This is a genomic window from Pantoea sp. (genome assembly GCF_032114055.1).
Lineage (GTDB): Bacteria > Pseudomonadota > Gammaproteobacteria > Enterobacterales > Enterobacteriaceae > Pantoea.
Genome location: NZ_DAMCTB010000002.1, coordinates 184,176 through 206,532 on the forward strand (window position 1 = coordinate 184,176; position 22,357 = coordinate 206,532).

General features: G+C 55.4%; 19 protein-coding genes and 2 tRNA genes. 17 read left to right on the forward strand and 4 right to left on the reverse strand.

Translation table 11 applies throughout. The annotated features are described in order from the left end of the window. Positions 1–65 precede the first annotated feature (65 nt). The 16 genes from ftsH to RT657_RS05095 all read left to right on the forward strand — a co-directional run bounded on the left by ftsH (position 66) and on the right by RT657_RS05095 (position 17,281). Positions 66–1,991, forward strand: coding sequence for an ATP-dependent zinc metalloprotease FtsH (ftsH, locus tag RT657_RS05025; RefSeq protein ID WP_313652884.1), 1,926 nt, complete (start codon positions 66–68; stop codon positions 1,989–1,991). A gap of 79 nt (positions 1,992–2,070) precedes the next feature. Next, positions 2,071–2,904, forward strand: a complete 834-nt coding sequence (gene folP / locus RT657_RS05030; RefSeq protein ID WP_313652886.1) for a dihydropteroate synthase — start codon at positions 2,071–2,073, stop codon at positions 2,902–2,904. A 2-nt stretch (positions 2,905–2,906) separates the two neighbouring features. Continuing rightward, positions 2,907–4,241, forward strand: a complete 1,335-nt coding sequence (gene glmM, locus RT657_RS05035; protein WP_313652887.1) for a phosphoglucosamine mutase — start codon at positions 2,907–2,909, stop codon at positions 4,239–4,241. A 217-nt stretch (positions 4,242–4,458) separates the two neighbouring features. After that, positions 4,459–4,797 (forward strand): preprotein translocase subunit SecG, encoded by a 339-nt coding sequence (secG, locus tag RT657_RS05040; RefSeq protein ID WP_111139583.1) that lies wholly within the window; start codon positions 4,459–4,461, stop codon positions 4,795–4,797. Between the two features lie 37 nt (positions 4,798–4,834). Then, positions 4,835–4,921: transfer RNA gene (locus tag RT657_RS05045), tRNA-Leu, on the forward strand. Between the two features lie 59 nt (positions 4,922–4,980). Then, positions 4,981–5,057 (forward strand) — tRNA-Met (locus RT657_RS05050). A 211-nt stretch (positions 5,058–5,268) separates the two neighbouring features. Continuing rightward, entirely contained in the window at positions 5,269–5,721 is a 453-nt protein-coding gene (gene rimP, locus RT657_RS05055; RefSeq protein WP_146240840.1) for a ribosome maturation factor RimP, read from the forward strand. A gap of 24 nt (positions 5,722–5,745) precedes the next feature. Next, entirely contained in the window at positions 5,746–7,233 is a 1,488-nt protein-coding gene (gene nusA / locus RT657_RS05060; protein WP_313652890.1) for a transcription termination factor NusA, read from the forward strand. Positions 7,234–7,250: 17 nt separating this feature from the next. Beyond that, positions 7,251–9,944: a translation initiation factor IF-2 gene (infB, locus tag RT657_RS05065; protein WP_313652891.1), complete on the forward strand. Its 2,694-nt coding sequence runs from the start codon at positions 7,251–7,253 to the stop codon at positions 9,942–9,944. A gap of 65 nt (positions 9,945–10,009) precedes the next feature. Next, positions 10,010–10,417, forward strand: coding sequence for a 30S ribosome-binding factor RbfA (rbfA, locus tag RT657_RS05070; RefSeq protein WP_313653199.1), 408 nt, complete (start codon positions 10,010–10,012; stop codon positions 10,415–10,417). Then, positions 10,417–11,361: a tRNA pseudouridine(55) synthase TruB gene (truB, locus tag RT657_RS05075; protein WP_313652892.1), complete on the forward strand. Its 945-nt coding sequence runs from the start codon at positions 10,417–10,419 to the stop codon at positions 11,359–11,361. Before rbfA ends, truB begins: the two co-directional genes overlap by 1 nt. 131 nt (positions 11,362–11,492) lie before the next feature. Beyond that, on the forward strand, positions 11,493–11,762 hold the full coding sequence (gene rpsO, locus RT657_RS05080) for a 30S ribosomal protein S15 (RefSeq protein WP_003851063.1): 270 nt from the start codon (positions 11,493–11,495) through the stop codon (positions 11,760–11,762). A 310-nt stretch (positions 11,763–12,072) separates the two neighbouring features. After that, positions 12,073–14,208, forward strand: a complete 2,136-nt coding sequence (gene pnp / locus RT657_RS05085) for a polyribonucleotide nucleotidyltransferase (RefSeq protein ID WP_313652894.1) — start codon at positions 12,073–12,075, stop codon at positions 14,206–14,208. 129 nt (positions 14,209–14,337) lie between these two features. Continuing rightward, entirely contained in the window at positions 14,338–15,222 is an 885-nt protein-coding gene (nlpI, locus tag RT657_RS05090) for a lipoprotein NlpI (RefSeq protein ID WP_313652895.1), read from the forward strand. A 105-nt stretch (positions 15,223–15,327) separates the two neighbouring features. Then, entirely contained in the window at positions 15,328–15,384 is a 57-nt protein-coding gene (yrbN, locus tag RT657_RS19570; RefSeq protein ID WP_098053093.1) for a protein YrbN, read from the forward strand. Positions 15,385–15,400: 16 nt separating this feature from the next. Next, positions 15,401–17,281 (forward strand): DEAD/DEAH family ATP-dependent RNA helicase, encoded by a 1,881-nt coding sequence (locus tag RT657_RS05095; RefSeq protein ID WP_313652896.1) that lies wholly within the window; start codon positions 15,401–15,403, stop codon positions 17,279–17,281. Between the two features lie 55 nt (positions 17,282–17,336). On the opposite strand, the gene RT657_RS05100 is transcribed toward RT657_RS05095, so the two are convergent. After that, on the reverse strand, positions 17,337–18,083 hold the full coding sequence (locus RT657_RS05100) for a glucose 1-dehydrogenase (protein ID WP_313652897.1): 747 nt from the start codon (positions 18,081–18,083) through the stop codon (positions 17,337–17,339). 174 nt (positions 18,084–18,257) lie between these two features. On the opposite strand from RT657_RS05100, the gene RT657_RS05105 reads away from it, so the two are divergent. Next, entirely contained in the window at positions 18,258–19,178 is a 921-nt protein-coding gene (locus RT657_RS05105) for an AraC family transcriptional regulator (RefSeq protein WP_313652899.1), read from the forward strand. Here RT657_RS05105 and RT657_RS05110 read toward each other — a convergent pair whose 3' ends face one another. From RT657_RS05110 to RT657_RS05120, 3 genes are all read right to left on the reverse strand, one after another. Then, positions 19,179–20,189, reverse strand: a complete 1,011-nt coding sequence (locus tag RT657_RS05110) for a luciferase-like monooxygenase (RefSeq protein WP_313652900.1) — start codon at positions 20,187–20,189, stop codon at positions 19,179–19,181. Between the two features lie 116 nt (positions 20,190–20,305). Then, positions 20,306–21,184: a U32 family peptidase gene (locus RT657_RS05115; protein ID WP_313653200.1), complete on the reverse strand. Its 879-nt coding sequence runs from the start codon at positions 21,182–21,184 to the stop codon at positions 20,306–20,308. Positions 21,185–21,193: 9 nt separating this feature from the next. Next, positions 21,194–22,189 (reverse strand): peptidase U32 family protein, encoded by a 996-nt coding sequence (locus RT657_RS05120; protein WP_313652901.1) that lies wholly within the window; start codon positions 22,187–22,189, stop codon positions 21,194–21,196. Positions 22,190–22,357: the final 168 nt, after the last annotated feature.

Below are 22,357 nucleotides of genomic sequence, written 5' to 3' on the forward strand. Positions count from 1 at the left end.
GGATCTATAGTACCCTACGCTATCTGTTAACACCGTTGTAATATGAGGTTAATCCCTTGAGTGACATGGCGAAAAACCTGATTCTCTGGTTAGTCATCGCGGTCGTGCTGATGTCAGTATTCCAGAGCTTTGGGCCCAGCGAGTCGAATGGCCGTCGGGTTGATTATTCAACCTTCCTGTCGGAAGTGAACCAGGATCAGGTCCGCGAGGCACGTATTAACGGGCGTGAAATTAACGTTATTAAAAAAGACAGCAATAAATACACGACCTATATTCCTGTCAACGATCCTAAGTTGCTCGATAACCTCTTGACCAAAAACGTCAAAGTGGTGGGTGAACCGCCTGAAGAGCCAAGCCTGCTGGCCTCTATCTTCATTTCGTGGTTCCCGATGCTGCTGCTGATCGGCGTATGGATCTTCTTTATGCGTCAGATGCAGGGCGGCGGCGGAAAGGGCGCGATGTCCTTCGGCAAGAGCAAAGCCCGCATGCTGACGGAAGATCAAATCAAAACCACGTTTGCTGACGTAGCCGGCTGTGATGAAGCGAAAGAAGAAGTCGGTGAGCTGGTCGAATATCTGCGTGAGCCAAGCCGTTTCCAGAAGCTGGGTGGCAAAATTCCAAAAGGCGTGCTGATGGTGGGGCCGCCGGGTACCGGTAAAACCCTGCTGGCAAAAGCGATTGCTGGTGAAGCGAAGGTGCCGTTCTTTACCATCTCCGGTTCTGACTTCGTGGAAATGTTTGTCGGTGTCGGTGCATCCCGTGTGCGCGACATGTTCGAACAGGCCAAAAAAGCTGCGCCCTGCATCATCTTTATCGATGAGATCGACGCCGTCGGTCGTCAGCGTGGTGCCGGTTTAGGCGGTGGCCACGATGAGCGTGAGCAGACGCTGAACCAGATGCTGGTTGAGATGGATGGTTTCGAAGGTAACGAAGGTATCATCGTTATCGCCGCAACAAACCGTCCTGACGTTCTGGACCCTGCGCTGCTGCGTCCGGGCCGCTTTGACCGTCAGGTCGTGGTTGGTCTGCCAGATGTTCGCGGTCGTGAGCAGATTCTGAAAGTCCACATGCGCCGTGTACCGCTGGCCACTGATATCGATGCTGCTATCATTGCACGCGGTACGCCAGGCTTCTCGGGTGCTGACCTGGCTAACCTGGTTAACGAAGCTGCACTGTTTGCCGCCCGCTCCAACAAGCGTGTGGTTTCTATGGTGGAGTTTGAGAAAGCGAAAGACAAAATCATGATGGGTGCGGAACGTCGCTCCATGGTGATGACGGAGTCGCAGAAAGAGTCAACCGCCTATCATGAAGCGGGGCACGCTATCATTGGTCGTCTGGTACCTGAGCACGATCCGGTGCATAAAGTGACCATTATTCCGCGCGGCCGTGCGCTGGGTGTGACCTTCTTCCTGCCTGAAGGCGACGCGATCAGCGCCAGCCGTCAGAAGCTGGAAAGCCAGATCTCTACGCTTTACGGCGGTCGTCTGGCTGAAGAGATCATCTACGGTGCCGAACACGTCTCAACCGGTGCGTCGAACGACATTAAAGTTGCGACTAATCTGGCGCGTAACATGGTGACGCAGTGGGGCTTCTCTGAAAAGCTGGGTCCGTTACTGTACGCAGAAGAAGATGGCGAAGTCTTCCTTGGACGCTCCGTGGCGAAAGCGAAGCACATGTCTGATGAAACGGCTCGCATCATCGACCAGGAAGTGAAACACCTGATCGACAGTAACTACCAGCGCGCACGTCGCATTCTGGGAGAGAACATGGACATTCTTCATGCGATGAAAGACGCGCTGATGAAGTATGAAACCATTGATGCTCCGCAGATCGATGACCTGATGGCCCGTCGCGAAGTGCGTCCGCCAGCAGGCTGGGAAGATCCAGGCAGCAACTCAGACAATAACGGTACGCCAAAGGCGCCACGTCCGGTTGATGAACCGCGTACGCCGAATCCAGGCAACACCATGTCTGAGCAGTACAATAAATAAGAGATAACATTGTCAGACAAAACCCCGGCTGGTCCGGGGTTTTTTACATCCGGATAGTGACCAGTAAGGAGTTTGTGCCATGAAGTTGTTCGCCCGTGATTCCCATCTCGATTTATCGTTTCCGCATGTGATGGGCATTCTGAATGTCACGCCGGACTCCTTCTCAGATGGCGGCAGGCACAACGCGCTGGTCGATGCGCTGACGCACACCAACGAGATGGTCAATGCTGGCGCGACGATTATCGACGTAGGGGGGGAATCAACCCGTCCTGGCGCAGATGAGGTGAGTGAAGAAGAGGAGCTGGAGCGGGTGATTCCGGTCATTGAAGCGATCGCCCAGCGTTTTGAGGTCTGGATCTCAGTCGATACCTCCAAGGCGGCGGTGATCCGTGAAGCAGCGCGAGTGGGTGCTCACATCATCAATGACGTCCGGTCGCTCTCTGAACCGGGTGCGCTGGAAGCTGCGGCCGCGACTGACCTGCCTGTCTGTCTGATGCACATGCAGGGTGAACCGCGCACCATGCAGGAGGCTCCCCGGTATGAAAATATTCTGAGCGAAGTGGACGCTTACTTCGCTCAGCAGATCGCGCGCTGCGAGGCGGCAGGGATTAAAAAAGCGCGACTGATACTCGACCCGGGCTTCGGTTTCGGTAAAAATCTCAGCCACAATTATGAACTGCTGGCGCATCTCGGCGATTTTCATCACTTCGGCCTGCCACTTCTGGTGGGAATGTCGCGTAAATCGATGATTGGCCAGCTGTTAAATGTCGGTCCGTCGCAGCGTTTAACCGGCAGCCTGAGCTGCGCGGTGATTGCTGCCATGCAGGGTGCGCAGATTATTCGCGCGCATGATGTCAAAGAGACGGCCGAAGCGATGCGCGTGGTCGAAGCGACCCGAAGAGCAAAAGGATAAACATGAGTAATCGTAAATATTTTGGTACAGACGGCATTCGCGGCAAAGTCGGTGAAGCCCCCATTACGCCCGATTTTGTCCTGAAGCTGGGCTGGGCCGCAGGTAAAGTGCTGGCGCGTCACGGTTCAAAAAAGATCATCATCGGTAAAGATACGCGTATTTCTGGCTATATGCTGGAGTCTGCGCTGGAAGCGGGCCTCGCCGCCGCTGGCCTGACGGCCGCGTTTACCGGGCCGATGCCGACGCCCGCCATCGCCTATCTGACCCGTACTTTCCGTGCAGAGGCGGGAATTGTCATCTCAGCCTCGCATAACCCATTTGATGACAACGGGATTAAGTTCTTCTCATCCGAGGGCACCAAACTGCCCGATGACGTCGAAGAAGCAATTGAGCTGGAGATGGAGAAGCCGATTACCTGCGTTGAATCTGCGCAGCTTGGTCGTGCCAGCCGCATCGTGGATGCCGCGGGACGCTATATTGAATTCTGCAAAGGTACTTTCCCCAGCGAACTGAACCTGAATGGCCTGAAGATTGTGGTCGACTGCGCCAATGGCGCCACTTATCACATCGCCCCGAATGTCCTGCGTGAACTGGGTGCCACCGTAATTGCTATCGGCGTTCAGCCGGACGGCATGAACATTAATAAGGCGTGCGGTGCCACCGATCTGGAACTGCTTCAGCAGCGTGTTCTGGCGGAGAAGGCCGATATCGGGCTGGCCTATGATGGCGATGGCGACCGTATCATGATGATTGACCACCTGGGCGAAAAAGTGGATGGCGACCAGATCCTCTACATCATTGCCCGCGAAGCTCTGCGTCAGGGGCAGCTGCGCGGCGGGGTAGTCGGGACGCTGATGAGTAACATGGGGCTGGAGCTTGCGCTGAAACAGCTCGGCATTCCGTTCACCCGTGCCAAAGTGGGCGATCGCTATGTGCTGGAGAAGATGCAGGAGAAGGGCTGGCGTCTCGGTGCCGAGAACTCCGGCCATGTCATTCTGCTGGATAAAACCACCACGGGTGACGGCATCGTTGCCAGTCTGCAGGTGCTGACCGCCATGGTCCGTAACCACATGAGTCTGCACGACCTCTGCAGCGGTATGAAAATGCTACCTCAGGTATTGGTCAATGTCCGCTTTGCGGGTGAACATGATCCCCTGCAGAGTGATGCGGTGAAAAGTGTCACTGCCGACGTCGAAAAAGTGCTGGCGGGACGCGGACGCGTGTTGCTACGCAAATCGGGTACGGAACCGTTGATTCGCGTGATGGTTGAGGGCGAAAATGAGGCGCAGGTGACCGAACTGGCTAACCGTATCGCCGATCAGGTCAAAGCGGTTTAATGCAGTAACGGGCAGTTACGCGTGCGCAGAACTGCCTGTAAAATCACCGGGATGGCGCTTTTTTCTGCAATCAGTGCAGGCGGTGAAAATTGCACTTGCAGAGATATGCGCCTTTGGTTAGTATTCACACCCGCTTCTGATGGGTGATGACGAGACTCCCCATCAATACTGGTTGAAGCTTTAACTGTACGATTATCGTGCAAGGAACAGGTTGAATATGTACGAAGCTCTTTTAGTTGTTTTCCTTATTGTAGCGATCGCCCTCGTGGCTATGATCATGCTGCAGCAAGGCAAAGGCGCTGATATGGGAGCCTCATTTGGTGCAGGCGCATCCGGTACAGTGTTTGGTTCTTCGGGTTCAGGTAATTTCCTGACACGTACGACCGGCATTTTAGCGGCACTGTTCTTCATCATCAGCCTGGTTCTCGGTAACCTGAACAGCAATAAGTCTTCGAAAGGAAGCGAGTGGGAAAATCTTTCTGCGCCGGCGCAGTCTTCTCAACAGACTGAAAAGCCAGCTCAACCGGCAACACCGGGCAGCGATATTCCTAAGTAAGGTCGTCAGCACAACGCATCGTTGTGGTCAGTGCAGTGCCGTGGTGGTGGAATTGGTAGACACGCTACCTTGAGGTGGTAGTGCCCGATTGGGCTTACGGGTTCAAGTCCCGTCCTCGGTACCAAATCGTAGTATCCCTTGCATTTTATGCAGGTCTGGCGTATTATTCGCCACGTTTTCGGACGCGGGGTGGAGCAGCCTGGTAGCTCGTCGGGCTCATAACCCGAAGGTCGTCGGTTCAAATCCGGCCCCCGCAACCACTTTCCCTTTGAGTTCTTTTTCAAATATACTGTATGCATCGACGGACGCATTCACGGCTATTTTTTGAAAGAAAATTCTTTGGATGGAGTCCGGGCCGCTTAGCGGCATACAGGGTCCAGTGATTAAAAGCCCCGACTATTCGGGGTTTTTTGTTATTAGCGAATCGTAATACTGGGCTATAGGCCCTTTTTTTATGTCTTGGGGGTGGGCTTGTCCACATTAGAGCAAAAATTGACAGAGTTGGTATCGGCTCCCGTAGAAGCGCTGGGTTACGAACTGGTTGGAATTGAATTCGTTCGTAGTCGCACATCTATCCTGCGCATCTATATTGATAGTGAAGATGGCATCAATGTCGATGATTGCGCCGATGTCAGCCACCAGGTAAGCGCCGTAATGGATGTAGAAGATCCTATTACTGTGCCTTACAACCTTGAAGTCTCTTCACCGGGACTCGATCGTCCTCTGTTCACCGCAGAACACTACACCCGCTTTATGGGTGAGGAAGTGAGTCTGGTGTTGCGTATGGCCGTTCAGAACCGCCGTAAATGGCAGGGGATCATTAAGTCAGTTGATGGCGAAATGATCACGGTGCACGTAGAGGGTAACGATGAAGTGTTCGCGCTGAGTAATATTCAGAAAGCGAACCTGGTCCCCCACTTTTAAAAGTCCGGATTGAGGCTAACCAGGATGAACAAAGAGATCTTAGCTGTTGTAGAAGCCGTTTCTAACGAAAAAGCCCTGCCGCGTGAGAAAATCTTCGAAGCGCTGGAGAGCGCGCTGGCGACTGCGACCAAGAAAAAATATGAGCAGGAAATTGAAGTACGCGTCAGCATTGATCGCCGCAGTGGCGACTTCGATACTTTCCGCCGCTGGGAAATCGTTGAAGAGGTAACTCAGCCGACGCGCGAGATCACGCTGGATGCGGCCCGCTTCGAAGATGAAGCATTCAATCTGGGCGACTTTGTTGAAGATCAGATTGAATCGGTCACCTTTGACCGTATCACGACTCAGACCGCTAAGCAGGTTATCGTGCAGAAAGTGCGCGAAGCCGAGCGCGCGATGGTGGTTGATCAGTTCCGTGAACAGGAAGGCGAAATTATCACGGGCGTGGTGAAGAAAGTTAACCGCGACAACATTTCCCTCGACTTAGGTAACAACGCTGAAGCGGTCATTCTGCGCGAAGATATGCTGCCGCGCGAAAATTTCCGCCCGGGTGACCGCATTCGCGGCGTTCTTTACTCTGTCCGCCCGGAAGCCCGTGGCGCCCAGCTGTTTGTGACGCGCTCTAAACCCGAAATGCTGGTTGAACTGTTCCGCATTGAGGTGCCGGAAATCGGTGAAGAACTGATTGAAATTAAAGCCGCCGCCCGTGATCCGGGTTCACGCGCTAAAATTGCAGTCAAAACGAATGACAAACGTATCGACCCGGTGGGTGCCTGTGTGGGCATGCGCGGCGCACGCGTTCAGGCTGTTTCCAGCGAACTGGGCGGCGAGCGTATCGATATCGTGCTGTGGGACGATAACCCGGCGCAGTTTGTTATTAATGCCATGGCGCCGGCTGATGTGGCGTCAATCGTGGTGGATGAAGATAATCACACGATGGATATCGCCGTCGAAGCTGGCAATCTGGCTCAGGCGATCGGCCGTAACGGCCAAAACGTGCGTCTCGCTTCGCAGCTCAGCGGCTGGGAGCTGAACGTGATGACCGTCGATGATCTGCAGGCGAAGCATCAGGCTGAAGCGCATGCAGCGATCGATATGTTTACTAAACATCTCGACATCGATGAAGAGTTCGCCACCGTTCTGGTGGAAGAGGGCTTCTCCTCGCTTGAAGAGCTGGCATACGTGCCAATCAACGAGCTGCTGGAAGTCGACGGCCTCGACGAAGAGACCATTGAAGCCCTGCGTGAACGAGCAAAAAATGCGTTAACCACCCTGGCACTGGCGAAAGAAGAGAGTTTTGGAAATCAGGAGCCCGCTCCGGATCTTCTGAATCTTGAAGGCCTCGATCGTGCGCTGGCGTTCCGCCTGGCGTCAAAAGGCGTCTGCACGCTGGAAGATCTCGCTGAGCAAGGTGTTGACGATCTGACGGATATTGAAGGCCTGTCTGATGAACAAGCCGGCGCGCTGATTATGGCCGCGCGTAATATCTGCTGGTTCGGCGATGACGCGTAATAACAGGAAGGAACAGCATGACAGATGTAACCGTAAAATCGCTGGCCGCAGAAATTCAGACTCCGGTCGATCGCCTGGTACAGCAATTTGCTGATGCGGGGATCCCTAAGTCTGAAAATGACGCCGTGACCCAGCAAGAGAAAGAAACCTTACTATCTCACCTGAACCGTGAACACGGTCAGGTCGGTTCAGCTAAGCTGACGCTGCAGCGTAAAACGCGCAGCACCTTGAATATTCCAGGCACCGGGGGTAAAAGTAAGTCGGTGCAAATCGAAGTCCGCAAAAAGCGTACCTATGTGAAGGGTGATGCAGAGGCTGAGCAAGCTCAGGCAGAAGCTGAAGCCGAGGCGCAGCGTGAAGCGGAAGAGCAGGCGCAACGCGAGGCTGAAGAAAAAGCCCGTCGCGAAGCTGAACAAAAAGCGCAACGTGAAGCCGAAGACAAAGCCAGGCGCGAAGCCGCTGATAAGGCCAAACGTGCAGCAGCGGAAAATGACAAAGTGACAAATCAACCTACCGACGAAGTGACCAAGGCTGCGCAGTCAGATAAAGCCCGTCGCGAAGCTGAAGCCGCTGAACTGAAGCGTAAAGCTGAAGAAGAAGCCCGCCGTAAGCTCGAAGAGGCTGCCCGCCTTGTAGCAGAAGAAGCCCGCCGTCTGGCTGAAGAGAAATCAGCAGAGTGGGAAAAACCGGAAGAAGAGGATAAAGGCGACTATCACGTCACTACCTCAACTCACGCCCGTCAGGCAGAAGATGAAAACGATCGTCAGGTAGAAGCGGGCCGCGCACGTGCGCGCACGACCGCTAAAGCCACGCGTCCGGCGAAAAAAGGCAACAAGCATTCTGAAGCCAAAACTGACCGTGAAGAAGCGCGTGCGCAGGTTCGTGGCGGTAAAGGCGGCAAGCATCGCAAACCAAGCGCACTGCAGCAGGGCTTTAACAAGCCAGCGCAGGCCGTTAACCGCGATGTGGTGATTGGCGAAACCATCACCGTTGCTGAACTGGCAAACAAAATGGCCGTTAAAGGTTCTCTGGTCATTAAAGCGATGATGAAGATGGGCGCAATGGCGACTATCAACCAGGTCATCGATCAGGAAACCGCACAGCTTGTCGCCGAAGAGATGGGCCACAAAGTGACCCTGCGTCGTGAAAACGAGCTGGAAGAGGCGGTAATGGACGATCGTGACACTGATGCAGCGCAGGAATCACGCGCGCCAGTGGTGACCATTATGGGCCACGTCGACCACGGTAAAACGTCTCTGCTGGACTATATCCGCTCCACCAAAATCGCCTCTGGCGAAGCGGGCGGCATTACACAGCACATCGGTGCTTACCACGTTGAAACCGATAATGGCATGGTCACCTTCCTGGATACCCCGGGCCACGCCGCGTTTACCGCGATGCGTGCACGTGGTGCACAGGCAACGGACATCGTTATCCTGGTTGTTGCTGCGGATGATGGCGTGATGCCACAGACCATCGAAGCCATTCAGCACGCGAAAGCGGCTAAAGTGCCGGTTGTGGTTGCAGTGAACAAGTGCGACAAACCCGAAGCGGATCCGGATCGTGTTAAAAACGAACTGACTCAGTACGGCATCATCCCGGAAGAGTGGGGCGGCGAAAACATGTTCGTCAACGTCTCTGCGAAAGCAGGTACCGGCATTGATGATCTGTTAAATGCTATCCTGCTGCAGGCGGAAGTTCTGGAACTGACTGCTATTCGTGCAGGTATGGCGAGTGGTGTGGTCATCGAATCGTTCCTCGACAAAGGTCGTGGTCCGGTGGCTACCGTACTGGTGCGCGAAGGTACGCTGAACAAGGGCGACATCGTTCTTTGTGGCTTCGAATATGGCCGCGTTCGTGCAATGCGTGACGAACTGGGTCGCGAAGTTATGGAAGCGGGTCCGTCTATTCCGGTTGAGATTCTGGGTCTGTCCGGCGTGCCGGCTGCGGGTGATGAAGCAACGGTTGTCCGTGATGAGAAGAAAGCGCGTGAAGTGGCACTCTATCGTCAGGGCAAATTCCGCGAAGTGAAACTGGCTCGCCAGCAGAAATCGAAGCTCGAGAACATGTTTGCCAACATGACCGAAGGCGAAGTGTCTGAACTGAACATCGTCCTGAAGGCGGACGTTCAGGGTTCTGTGGAAGCGATCTCCGACTCCCTGCTGAAACTCTCTACCGACGAAGTGAAGGTGAAGATTGTGGGTTCAGGCGTGGGCGGGATCACCGAAACCGACGCGACGCTGGCGGCGGCATCCAATGCCATTCTGATTGGCTTCAACGTTCGTGCCGATGCCTCTGCGCGTCGTGTCATTGACTCAGAAAGCCTGGATCTGCGCTACTACTCCATCATCTATAACCTGATTGATGAAGTGAAAGCGGCAATGAGCGGTATGCTGGCACCTGAATACAAACAGCAGATTATTGGTCTGGCTGCGGTGCGCGACGTGTTCAAATCTCCGAAGTTTGGCGCCATTGCGGGTTGTATGGTGACGGAAGGTAACATCAAGCGTAACAATCCAATCCGCGTTCTGCGTGACAACGTGGTGATTTACGAAGGCGAACTGGAATCTCTGCGTCGCTTCAAAGATGACGTCAACGAAGTGCGTAACGGCATGGAGTGCGGTATCGGCGTGAAGAACTATAACGACGTTCGCGTTGGCGATATGATCGAAGTGTTTGAAATCATCGAAATTAAACGCACCATCGAGTAATAGACTGCTGATGTGTTGCAATTTGGGAGGCCTCTGGCCTCCCGAATTATTTGGGAGAAATAATGATGGCGAAAGAATTTGGTCGCCCGCAGCGCGTGTCACAAGAGCTGCAGAAAGAGATTGCGATAATCCTGCAGCGTGAGATCAAAGATCCTCGTCTGGGCATGATGGTCACTGTGTCAGGCGTAGAAGTGTCACGCGATCTCGCCTATGCAAAAGTTTTTGTCACTTTCCTCAACGATCAGGATGAAGACGCGGTTAAGCAGGGTCTGAAAGCTCTGAAAGAGGCGTCCGGCTATATCCGCATTCTGCTGGGCAAAGCGATGCGTCTGCGTATCGTGCCTGAGCTGACCTTCTTCTACGACAACTCACTGGTTGAAGGGATGCGCATGTCCAATCTCGTGACCAGCGTCGTGAAAAACGATGCAGAGCGTCGTGGCCCGGACGCCACTGGCGATGACGAGGAGGCGTAATGAGTCGTCCGCGTCGTCGCGGCCGCGACGTTCATGGCGTGTTGTTGCTGGATAAGCCACAAGGCGTCTCGTCGAATGATGTTCTGCAGAAAGTAAAGCGCATCTTTAATGCGAATCGCGCAGGACACACCGGCGCGCTGGATCCGCTGGCGACCGGTATGCTGCCGATTTGCCTGGGCGAAGCGACCAAGTTTTCGCAGTACCTGCTGGACTCTGACAAACGCTACCGTGTGATCGCCCGGCTGGGTGAGCGGACCGACACCTCTGATGCCGATGGCAACATTGTGCAGACGCGTCCGGTCAGCTTTACTCAGGCCGATCTGGATAGCGCACTGGAGAGTTTCCGCGGCGACACGCTGCAGGTGCCTTCCATGTTTTCGGCGCTGAAGCATCAGGGGCGTCCGTTGTATGAATATGCGCGTCAGGGCATTGAGATTACGCGCGAGCCCCGTCCGATTACGGTCTACGAGTTGCAGTTTATTCGCTGGCAGGGTAACGAGCTGGAGCTGGAGATTCACTGCTCCAAAGGCACCTATATTCGTACCATCATTGATGACCTGGGTGAAAAGCTGGGATGTGGCGCGCATGTGATTATGCTGCGTCGCGTACAGGTTGCGCGTTATCCCTTTGAACGGATGGTGACACTGGATCAGCTCAATACGCTGCTGACAGAAGCCACCGAAGCCGGTATCCCACTGGAGACGCAGCTTGATCCGTTGCTGCTGCCGATGGACAGTCCTGCATCCGATTTCCCGGAAGTGAATATTCCTTCGGCGGTGGCAGACTTCTTCCGTATGGGACAGCCGGTGCAGGCCAGTCACGCGCCTGCGCAAGGGCTGGTAAGGGTATCTGAAGGCGAAGCACGCAAATTTATCGGCATGGCTGAAATTGCAGCCGATGGCCGGCTGGCACCACGCCGTTTAGTGGTTGAATATCAGGATTAAGGGGTGCCTTCACTTTTCGCTGATAGGGCATTTGCGTTGCTATCAGGCGCGGAGTAGAATAGCGCCGCTTTAAAGCGGGATGCTGAATTAGAGATCGGCACCCATACATTCATTTATTACCGGAGTTTATTATGTCTCTAAGCGTAGAAGCTAAAGCAGAGATCGTTGCTAAATATGGTCGTGGTGCTAACGACAGCGGTTCAACCGAAGTACAGGTTGCCCTGCTGACCGCGCAGATCACCCATCTGCAGGGTCACTTCTCTGAGCACAAAAAAGACCACCACAGCCGCCGCGGCCTGCTGCGCATGGTATCTCAGCGTCGTAAGCTGCTGGACTACCTGAAGCGTAAAGACGTTGCACGCTACAGCAGCCTGATCGAGAGCCTCGGTCTGCGTCGCTAAGTCTGAAAAATCTGGTCGTCGGGGCGTCACGCGGGCATTTGCACGGTGTGCAGCTTACGATCAGATTTGTGCGAGTTTCGTGAAGAGGGGGCCTTTAAGGCCCCTTTTTTCGAGCAAGCGGCAGCAATCCGGGCCAAACTGATGTATTGTTGCTTTGTGTGATCTTGAGTTTGCAGAATTTCGCGCGGCTAATGAGAGGCTTTACCGCAGGGGCGGTCGAGGGTTGTCATTAGTCGCGAGGATGCAACTGAAGATTGGTAATCAATGGCGGGCTACAGATAGCCTTGCCCCGAAGTTAAGGACTTTGATTTTGCTGAATCCGATCGTACGCAAATTCCAATATGGTCAACATACTGTCACGCTGGAAACCGGCATGATGGCTCGTCAGGCGACCGCCGCGGTCATGGTGAGCATGGACGATACTGCTGTATTCGTCACCGTAGTTGGCCAGAAAAAAACCAAACCAGGTCAGGATTTCTTTCCACTGACCGTCAACTATCAGGAGCGTACCTACGCGGCTGGTCGTATTCCGGGTAGCTTCTTCCGTCGTGAAGGTCGCCCAAGCGAAGGCGAAACGCTGATTGCGCGTCTGATTGACCGCCCGATTCGCCCACTGTTCCCGGAAGGTTTCATCAACGAAGTCCAGGTTATTGCGACCGTTGTGTCTGTGAACCCACAGGTTCATCCGGACATCGTTGCAATGATCGGTGCTTCCGCTGCGCTGTCTCTGTCTGGCCTGCCATTCAACGGCCCAATCGGTTCTGCACGTGTAGGTTACATCAACGACCAGTACGTCCTGAACCCGACTGCCGATGAGCTGAAACAGTCCCGTCTGGATCTGGTTGTTGCCGGTACGCAGAATGCCGTTCTGATGGTGGAATCTGAAGCTGAGATCCTGTCAGAAGAGCAGATGCTGGGCGCCGTGGTCTTTGGTCACGAGCAGCAGCAGGTTGTAATCGAAAACATCAATGCTCTGGTTGCAGAAGCGGGTAAACCGCGCTGGGACTGGCAGCCAGAAGCTGCCAACACGCCACTGATCTCGCGTGTTGCCGCACTGGCCGAAGCGCGTATCAGCGACGCTTACCGCATCACGGATAAGCAGGAGCGTTACACCCAGGTTGGCGTCATCAAAGACGAAACCATTGCGGCGCTGCTGGCTGAAGACGAAACGCTGGATAGCGCTGAGATTAGCGATATCGTGCACAGCCTTGAGAAAAACGTCGTTCGTACCCGTATCCTGAATGGCGAGCCACGTATCGATGGCCGTGAAAAAGATATGATCCGCGGTCTGGACGTGCGCACTGGCGTTCTGCCACGTACTCACGGCTCATCACTGTTTACCCGTGGTGAAACGCAGGCACTGGTTACGGCAACGCTGGGTACGACCCGCGATGCGCAGAACCTGGATGAGCTGATGGGCGAACGTACCGACAGCTTCCTGTTCCATTACAACTTCCCTCCTTACTCTGTCGGCGAAACCGGCATGGTAGGCTCGCCGAAGCGTCGTGAAATTGGTCACGGTCGTCTGGCGAAGCGCGGCGTGTTAGCCGTTATGCCTAAAGTGGAAGATTTCCCTTACACCGTGCGTGTCGTCTCTGAAATCACCGAATCTAACGGCTCTTCTTCAATGGCCTCAGTCTGTGGTGCCTCTCTGGCACTGATGGATGCCGGTGTACCAATCAAAGCCGCCGTTGCAGGTATTGCGATGGGTCTGGTGAAAGAAGATGAGAAGTTTGTTGTTCTGTCTGACATTCTGGGCGACGAAGATCACCTGGGAGATATGGACTTTAAAGTAGCCGGTAGCCGTGAAGGTATCACCGCGCTGCAGATGGACATCAAAATCGAAGGCATCACGCGTGAGATCATGCAGGAAGCACTGAACCAGGCTAAGGGTGCGCGTCTGCACATTCTGGGCGTCATGGAGCAGGCTATCAGCACGCCACGTACTGAGATTTCTGAATTTGCACCACGCATCTACACCATCAAAATCAGCTCTGACAAGATTAAAGATGTGATCGGTAAAGGCGGCTCAGTGATTCGTGCGCTGACCGAAGAGACCGGCACAACCATCGAAATCGAAGATGACGGCACCGTGAAAATTGCTGCGACCGACGGTCTGAAAGCGAAAGAAGCGATTCGTCGTATCGAAGAGATCACGGCAGAGATTGAAGTTGGCCGCATTTACAGCGGTAAAGTGACGCGTATCGTTGACTTTGGCGCCTTCGTGGCCATCGGCGGCGGTAAAGAAGGTCTGGTTCACATCTCACAAATCGCAGATAAGCGCGTTGAGAAAGTGACTGACTATCTGCAGATGGGTCAGGAAGTACCGGTTAAGGTGATGGAAGTTGATCGCCAGGGCCGCGTACGTCTGAGCATCAAAGAAGCGACAGAATCTAAGCCGCAGACTGAAGAAGCTGCAGCGGTGACCACGCCTGACGCAGAATAAATCGTTGCTGATTTGCCCTTCTCTGCCTGGCAGAGCAGGGCATTTGTATCATCGCGAGGGCGGGAATCCTTGTGCAGGGCATGCGGATGACAGGATGGTTGTCCCAATGTTTGTATTCGGGAGTGGGAAATGAAGCCTTTTCTGCGCTGGTGTTTTGTTGCGACAGCTCTGACGCTGGCAGGATGCAGCAACTCCAATTGGCGTAAGAACGAAGTTCTTGCAGTGCCTTTACAGCCCACACTGCAGCAGGAAGTGATACTGGCGCGCATGGAACAAATACTTGCCAGTCGCGCCCTCACCGATGATGAACGCGCACAGCTGTTATATGAGCGCGGAGTGTTGTATGATAGTTTAGGTCTGCGGGCATTAGCGCGGAACGATTTTTCGCAAGCGCTGTCTATAAGACCAGATATGCCTGAAGTGTTTAACTACTTGGGCATATACTTAACGCAGGCGGGCAATTTTGATGCCGCCTATGAAGCGTTCGATTCTGTACTTGAGCTTGAACCAACTTACAACTATGCGCATTTAAATCGTGGTATCGCCCTCTATTACGGTGGTCGGTACAAGTTAGCGCAAGATGATCTGCTGGCGTTTTATCAAGACGATCCTAACGATCCTTTCCGCAGTCTGTGGCTCTATCTCGTTGAACGTGAGATGGATGCCGATAAGGCAAAAGTTGCGCTTCAACAGCGCCACGACAAAGCGGTCAGAGATCAATGGGGATGGAATATTGTCGGGTTCTACCTTGGAGATATCAGCGAGAAAACGCTGATGGAAAGTCTCAAGGCGGACGCAACGGATAACACCTCGCTCGCTGAACATCTCAGTGAAACCAACTTCTATTTAGGTAAGTACTACCTAAGTCTGGGGGAGAAGGACGACGCGAAAGCGTTGTTCAAACTGGCGGTGTCTAACAATGTTAACAACTTTGTTGAACACCGATACGCATTGTTGGAACTGGCGCAACTCGGCCAGGCACAAGACGATTTATCAGAATCTGACCAGCAATAGCTGACGAACTTAATTTGCCTGTAACACCTGTAAAGTCATCATCTATAAGGATGAGGGCTTTTCTGTTCGTCAAAACTTCTAATTTGAGCCGGTTCACACTTTTTGATGAAAATGACTGAAAGTTTTCACGACGAGTTATGTAGACTGGCCGCCGCAATCTAAGAGGCACGTGTACTACATGACTGATATTCAAACCACTTTTGCTGACCTTGGCCTGAACGCCGACATCCTTGAATCACTGAATGGTATGGGCTATGTAAAGCCTTCTCCGATCCAGGCTGAGTGTATTCCTCACCTGCTGGCGGGCCGTGACGTGTTAGGTATGGCGCAGACCGGGAGTGGTAAAACTGCGGCGTTCTCTCTGCCGCTGTTAAACAACATCGATCCTGCTGTTAAAGCACCTCAGATCCTGGTGCTGGCACCGACCCGCGAACTGGCGGTACAGGTTGCTGAAGCAGTAACTGAATTCTCAAAACACATGCGTGGCCTGAACGTGGTGGCCCTGTATGGCGGCCAGCGTTATGACGTGCAGCTGCGCGCACTGCGTCAGGGACCACAGGTTGTTGTGGGTACCCCTGGCCGTCTGCTTGACCACCTGAAACGCGGCACGTTAGATCTCTCTAACCTGCGCGGCCTGGTGCTGGATGAAGCGGATGAAATGCTGCGTATGGGCTTCATCGAAGACGTTGAAACCATTATGGCGCAGATTCCGGAAGGTCATCAGACCGCACTGTTCTCTGCAACCATGCCGGAAGCGATTCGTCGCATCACCAAACGCTTCATGAAAGATCCACAGGAAGTGCGTATTCAGTCAAGCCTGACCACGCGTCCTGATATCAGCCAGAGCTACTGGACTGCTTACGGTCGTAAAACTGATGCACTGGTTCGTTTCCTGGAAGCGGAAGACTTCGATGCTGCCATCATCTTCGTGCGTACTAAAAACGCCACGCTGGAAGTGGCTGAAGCCCTGGAGCGTAGCGGTTACAACAGCGCGGCACTGAACGGTGATATGAACCAGGCACTGCGTGAGCAGACGCTGGAGCGCCTCAAAGATGGTCGTCTGGACATCCTGATTGCCACTGACGTTGCGGCCCGTGGCCTGGACGTTGAGCGCATCAGCCTGGTTGTGAACTACGACATCCCAATGGATGCGGAATCTTACGTTCACCGTATCGGCCGTACCGGCCGTGCCGGTCGTGCCGGTCGCGCGCTGCTGTTCGTTGAGAACCGCGAGCGTCGTCTGCTGCGTAACATCGAACGTACGATGAAACTGACGATCCCTGAAGTAGAACTGCCTAACGCAGAACTGCTGGGTCAGCGTCGTCTGGCCAAGTTCGCCGCTAAAGTCCAGCAGCAGCTGGAGAGCAGCGATCTGGATCAGTACCGCGCTCTGCTGACTAAGATGCAGCCGGAAGACGAGCTGGATCTTGAAACGCTGGCCGCTGCGCTGCTGAAAATGGCCCAGGGCGAACGTCCTCTGATTCTGCCACCAGAAGCACCACGTCCGCCACGTCGCGAATACCGCGATCGTGATGATCGTCGTGACAGCCGTGACGCTCGTGGCCCGCGTGAAAGCCGTGATGGCGATCGTCCACGTCGTGAACGTCGTGACGTGGGTGAGATGCAGCTCTACCGTATCGAAGTGGGTCGCGATGATGGTGTTGAAGTGCGTCATATCGTTGGCGCTATCGCTAACGAAGGCGACATCAGCAGCCGTTACATCGGTAACATCAAGCTGTTCGGCAACCACTCGACTATCGAGCTGCCAAAAGGCATGCCAGGCGATGTGCTGCAGCACTTCACCCGTACACGTATTCTGAACAAGCCGATGAATATGCAGTTGCTGGGTGATGCACAGCCTCACGAAGGCCGTGGTGATCGTCGTCCTGCGGGCGGTGATCGTCGCAATGGTCCTGGCGCGGGCAACCGTGAAGGCGGTCGTCGCTTCTCCGATCGCCGTGAAGGTGGTCGTGAAGGCGGACGCAGCTTCAACCGTGAAGGTGGTCGCGGTCCACGTCGTGAAGATGGCGCAGCGGCTCCACGTCGTCGCGATGCATAACGACATCATGTCGTAATAAAAAGGGAAGCCACGGGCTTCCCTTTTTTTATGCCTTTCAGGCCCCACCGCTGATGATGACGCGCTCGCCGCTGATCCAGGCGGACTCTTCCGACGCCAGAAATAGTGCAACCTGCGCCACATCCTCCGGCAGTCCAAAGCGTCCCAGCGGCGTTGCCGCCAGCAGCTGTGCCCTGAGCTGCGGACTCATTTTCTTCGCAGCCAGTAGCCCCTCTGTCAGAATCATGCCCGGTGCCAGCGCATTAACCCGGATATGTTTTGGGCCCAGTTCGCGCGCCAGACCCTGAGTCAGACTATCTATCGCACCTTTGGTCGCCGCCCAGAGGACGGAGCCGGGCGTACTGTTCTGGCTGTTCAGGGCACTGAGGTTAATAATGCTGCCGCCGTGGGCAGGAAAGTGACGGATCGCCTGCTGGCAGACCAGCAGCGTGCCTGACAGGTTAACGTTAATCTGTTGCTGCATCTCCTCCGGCGTCAGCGTCTCAAACTCGCCATGGTGAAAGCTACCCGCATTGTTCACCACGATGTCGGGTGCACCGAAACAGGCGAGCGTCGTGTCGAAGAGCCGTTCCACCTCCCGATACGAAGCGATATCCGCCTGTATCGCCACAGCTTCACTGCCCAGTTCTGTGATATCGCTGACCACATCCGCAGCACCCACCTCATCCTGACGATAGTTCACCACGACCCGGGCCCCCGCCGTGGCAAAGGCGATGGTGATCGCTGCACCAATGCCTTTCGATGCACCGGTCACCAGTGCGACTTTATTCTGCAGTGCCTTCATTATGTTGTTCTCCGCCGTAATGATTGCGTCGACAGACTATGCGCGCTGGGGCAGAAAAGCAGGTAGCGCAATCCTGCAAGCTTTTTGCACGATCCTGCAAATCTGAGGTGGCGGAACAGGCATTTCGCTTTACGTCAGGTACTATCAGCGAAGGGTACGACAGGGGAGAGCAGAATGAGCGAGAGTGACAAGTGGCAGGTGCTGGCAGAGCTGATCGCCCGTCATGCACCCGAAGATGGCCGACACGGTAGTGCAATAGACTGCCTGTTCTTTGGCCGGGTTTCTGCACCGACTGAGCCGATGCACTTTGCCCAATGGGCCAGTTTTGCACTGGTTGCACAGGGCGGCAAGGCGCTGCATATCGGGGATGAGGTGCTGCATTACGGCCCGGGCGATCTGCTGCTGGTGACGCTGGATATGCCGGTGCGCGCCTGCGTCACCCACGCCACGCCGGAAAAGCCGAATCTGGGGATTGGCATCGCGAGCAATGAGTCGCGACTGAGGCGCTACCTCGAACAGTTTCCGCCGACGCTGCCGCTGGCGACCACAGACAACGAGCGGGGTATCACCGTGCATAAAGTGTCACCGTTATTGGTGGATGCGGTGATCCGGCTGGTCCGCCTGCTGGATCACCCCAGCGATATCAGGGCGCTGGCCCCGCTTATCGAGCAGGAGATCTTTTACCGGCTGCTGACCGGACCGGAAGGATCGCGGATATTGAATATGGCGCTGGCCGAACGGCCCGGCAACCGGGTGGCGCAGGCGGCGCGCTGGCTGCGGGAAAATTTCCATCAGCCGCTGAAGATCGACCGGCTCGCCAGCAGCGTCGGCATGAGTATCTCTTCGCTGCATCATCACTTCAAAGCCGTCACGGCGATGACGCCGATGCAATATCAGAAACAGCTACGGCTGAACGAGGCGCGGCGTCTGATGCTGGTGGAAAAGCTGGATGCCGGTACGGCAGGCTATCGGGTGGGGTATCAGAGCGCGTCACAGTTCAGCCGGGAGTATCGCCGCCTGTATGGGCAATCCCCGGCCCGGGACAGCCGTCAGTTGGTGGTGAGTCAGGATAACCTGCACCCACCACAAAATTAGTTACAGGCTGTTCGCTGCTTCCATCGCAATCGCAAAGGAGCGCAGGCGGGCCTCAGAGTCAAAAATCTGGCCATTGACCATAATTTCATCCGCCTGGGTTTCACGCATCAGTGAGGCCAGACCGTGACGCACCTTGTCACTATCGCCGACCAGCGACATGCTCAGCGCCTGCTGAACGCCATACTGTTCTGACGGCGACCAGAGGTTATCCATGTTTTCCACAGGCGCCGGTAGCGGACCCGGTTTGCCACGGCGCAGGTTAATAAACTGCTGCTGCTGCGAGGTAAACAGGAAGCGCGCATCACGTTCACTGTCAGCCGCGATCACATTAATGCAGACGGTGGCATAAGGCTTGTCGAGGCGCGCCGAAGGCTGGAAATTCTCACGGTAAACGTGCAGCGCCTGGAACAGCTGGTCGGGCGCAAAGTGGGAGGCAAACGCAAACGGCAGGCCCATTTTTGCCGACAGTTGCGCGCTGTAGAGGCTGGAGCCGAGCAGCCAGACCGGGATCTTCAGGCCCAGACCGGGCACCGGCTGAACGGGGAGCTGCGCACCCGCCTCGGCATCAAACCAGCTGATCAGTTCGGCTACATCGTCGGGAAAGGTATCGGCGTGCAGATTAGCCTGGTGACGACGCAGCGCCATCATCGTGCGCTGGTCAGAACCCGGCGCTCTGCCCAGACCGAGATCGATACGGCCGGGATAGAGAGAGGCCAGCGTGCCAAACTGCTCGGCGATCACCAGCGGCGCGTGGTTAGGCAGCATGATGCCGCCCGACCCTAGCTTCAGCGTCTCGGTGTTGGCCGCAAGATAGCCAATCAGCACCGCCGTAGCGGCGCTGGCGATCCCCGTCATGTTGTGATGTTCAGCCAGCCAGTAGCGTTGGTAGCCCAGTTTTTCGGCCTGACGTGCCAGCGCCAGCGAGTTGTGGAACGCATCGCGTGCGGTCGCGCCCTGAGGAATCGGCGCAAGATCCAGCACAGACAGGCGAAGAGGTTTTTTATCAGACATGGCTACTCCCGTTGTATGGCACAGGCATAAAAAACCTGCACCATTTAGTATTACGCATCATGTCTTATATTAAAACTGCTAACCTCAGCAGGAATATAGCCGGTATGTGCTTTTATTCAGGATACCAGCGTCATGCCTGCCAGTTTACGCCAGTAACCGTTACAATCGCTGCCTTTCGCGACCATTATCGGCGCCTCACCATCTTCATTGGCGCGGAAACGATCAATTTCGGCCAGCGTCGACGAATCCTGCGGAGAAAGCCGTACGCAATCGACATGGTTCCGCATACCGGTCAGGTCGTTGCCCAGGTTATAGCAGTAGCCACTCATGGTCTGGATACCGTTGAGGACAAACACCTGCTGTCCCTCCTGAGAGTTGACGCGACGGCCGGTGGGATAGCGGATGCAGCAGGTTTCGCAATCATCTTTAGCGCGGTTTTCCGAGCGGGCGGTAAAGCAACGCGCGGAGAGCGCCAGGGGCAGATGACCGTAGCCCAGCACCTCAACGTCGAACTGCTGGCGAATCCCCCGCGCCTCGCACTGCGCCAGCAGTTGCAGCAGCCAGTCACGCGACATCTCAACCGGCATGCACCAGCGCGTCATCCCCTCTTTGAGCAGCAGTTGCAGCGCATCGGCGTTATAAACATTCAGCGTTGGCCCCGCGACAAACGGCAGATGGCGCTCAGCGGCCATGTTCACCGTGCCGATATCATTGGCCTCGATCAGAAACTCACCGTTGTCGACGTAACGTTGCAGCTCTTTCAGCTCGGAAGGCGACTGCAGCAGCGCCAGCGTACTCAGCACCACCTGCTTGCCGCTGGCCGCGACCGCGCGGGCCAGTTCCATCCAGCGTGCATAGGGCGTGGCGCGGCGTTTACTGCATACCGTTTCGCCGAGATAGATAATATCCGCGCTGCTGCGGACGGCTTGCTGATAAAAATCGTCCAGCTTTTCGGTTGGCCAGTACCAGAGCACCGGCCCAAGGGCATATTGCATCATTATTCCTCATTGCCATTCACGGTGATAAGCACCCAGCGTGGTTTGTGTGCCTTCAGAGAGATCGCCCAGCGTCTGCATCCAGTGCGGCGCGATCGCAAACTGTTCCGGCTGTGCCTTGCAGCGATCGATCGCCTGACGCCAGACGCGCGCCACATCGGCGACGTAGGCGGGACTGCGCTGGCGGCCTTCGATCTTCACCGAGGCGATGCCCGCCCGCAGCAGTTCCGGCAGCAGCGCCAGGGTGTTCAGGCTGGTGGGCTCCTCCAGCACGTGAAAGCGCTGGTCGTTAACCTCATACCGTCCTTTGCACAGCGTCGGATACCCGGCGCTTTCATCCGGGGCGTAGCGGTCAATTAAGACCTCATTCAGCCGCGACTCCATACCGTGCGGGGTCTGCTGCCAGCGTACAAACTTCGCCGGTGAACAGGCGCCAGCGCTATTAGGGGATTCGCCGGTGAGCCAGGAGGAGAGATAGCAGCGGCCTTCCGCCATGATGCACAGGCTGCCAAAGGCGAACACCTCCAGCGGTACCGGCGTAGTGCGCGCCAGCTGTTTCACCTGATGAATCGACAGCACGCGCGGCAGCACCACGCGCTGCAGATTAAAGTGGCGATGGTAGAAGCGGATTGCCTCCGGATTGGTGGCGGACGCCTGCACTGACAGATGGCGTTCAACCTTTGGATAGCGTGTCGCGGCATATTCCAGCGTGGCGATATCCGCCAGGATCAGCGCGTCGGCCCCGTTCTGCGCCGCCACATCTATCGCCCGCTGCCAGCGTTCCATCCCATCCGGATGGGCAAAGGTGTTAATCGCAACGTGCAGTTTGCGGCGATGCTGATGCAGATAGCGCGCCGCTTCCGCCAGCTTTTTATCGGTGAAATTCAGGCCTGCGAAATGGCGGGCGTTGGTGTCATCTTTCAGCCCAACATAGACCGCATCCGCGCCATTCTCTACGGCGGTGCGCACTGCGGGTAAGTTTCCTGCCGGACAGAGCAGTTCCATAGGTGTTCCTCTCAACATGCAGACGGGCGTCGAGTTTAGGCATCTGGCCCGATTAGCATGTTGATTTAAGGCAGTGAAATGCCGGTTCACCCGCACGGGTGGCGCTTTTTTTTCCGCCTGCGACGGCGGTTTTTATTGATCCCGGATGAGGCGCGTCAAAAAGGATAT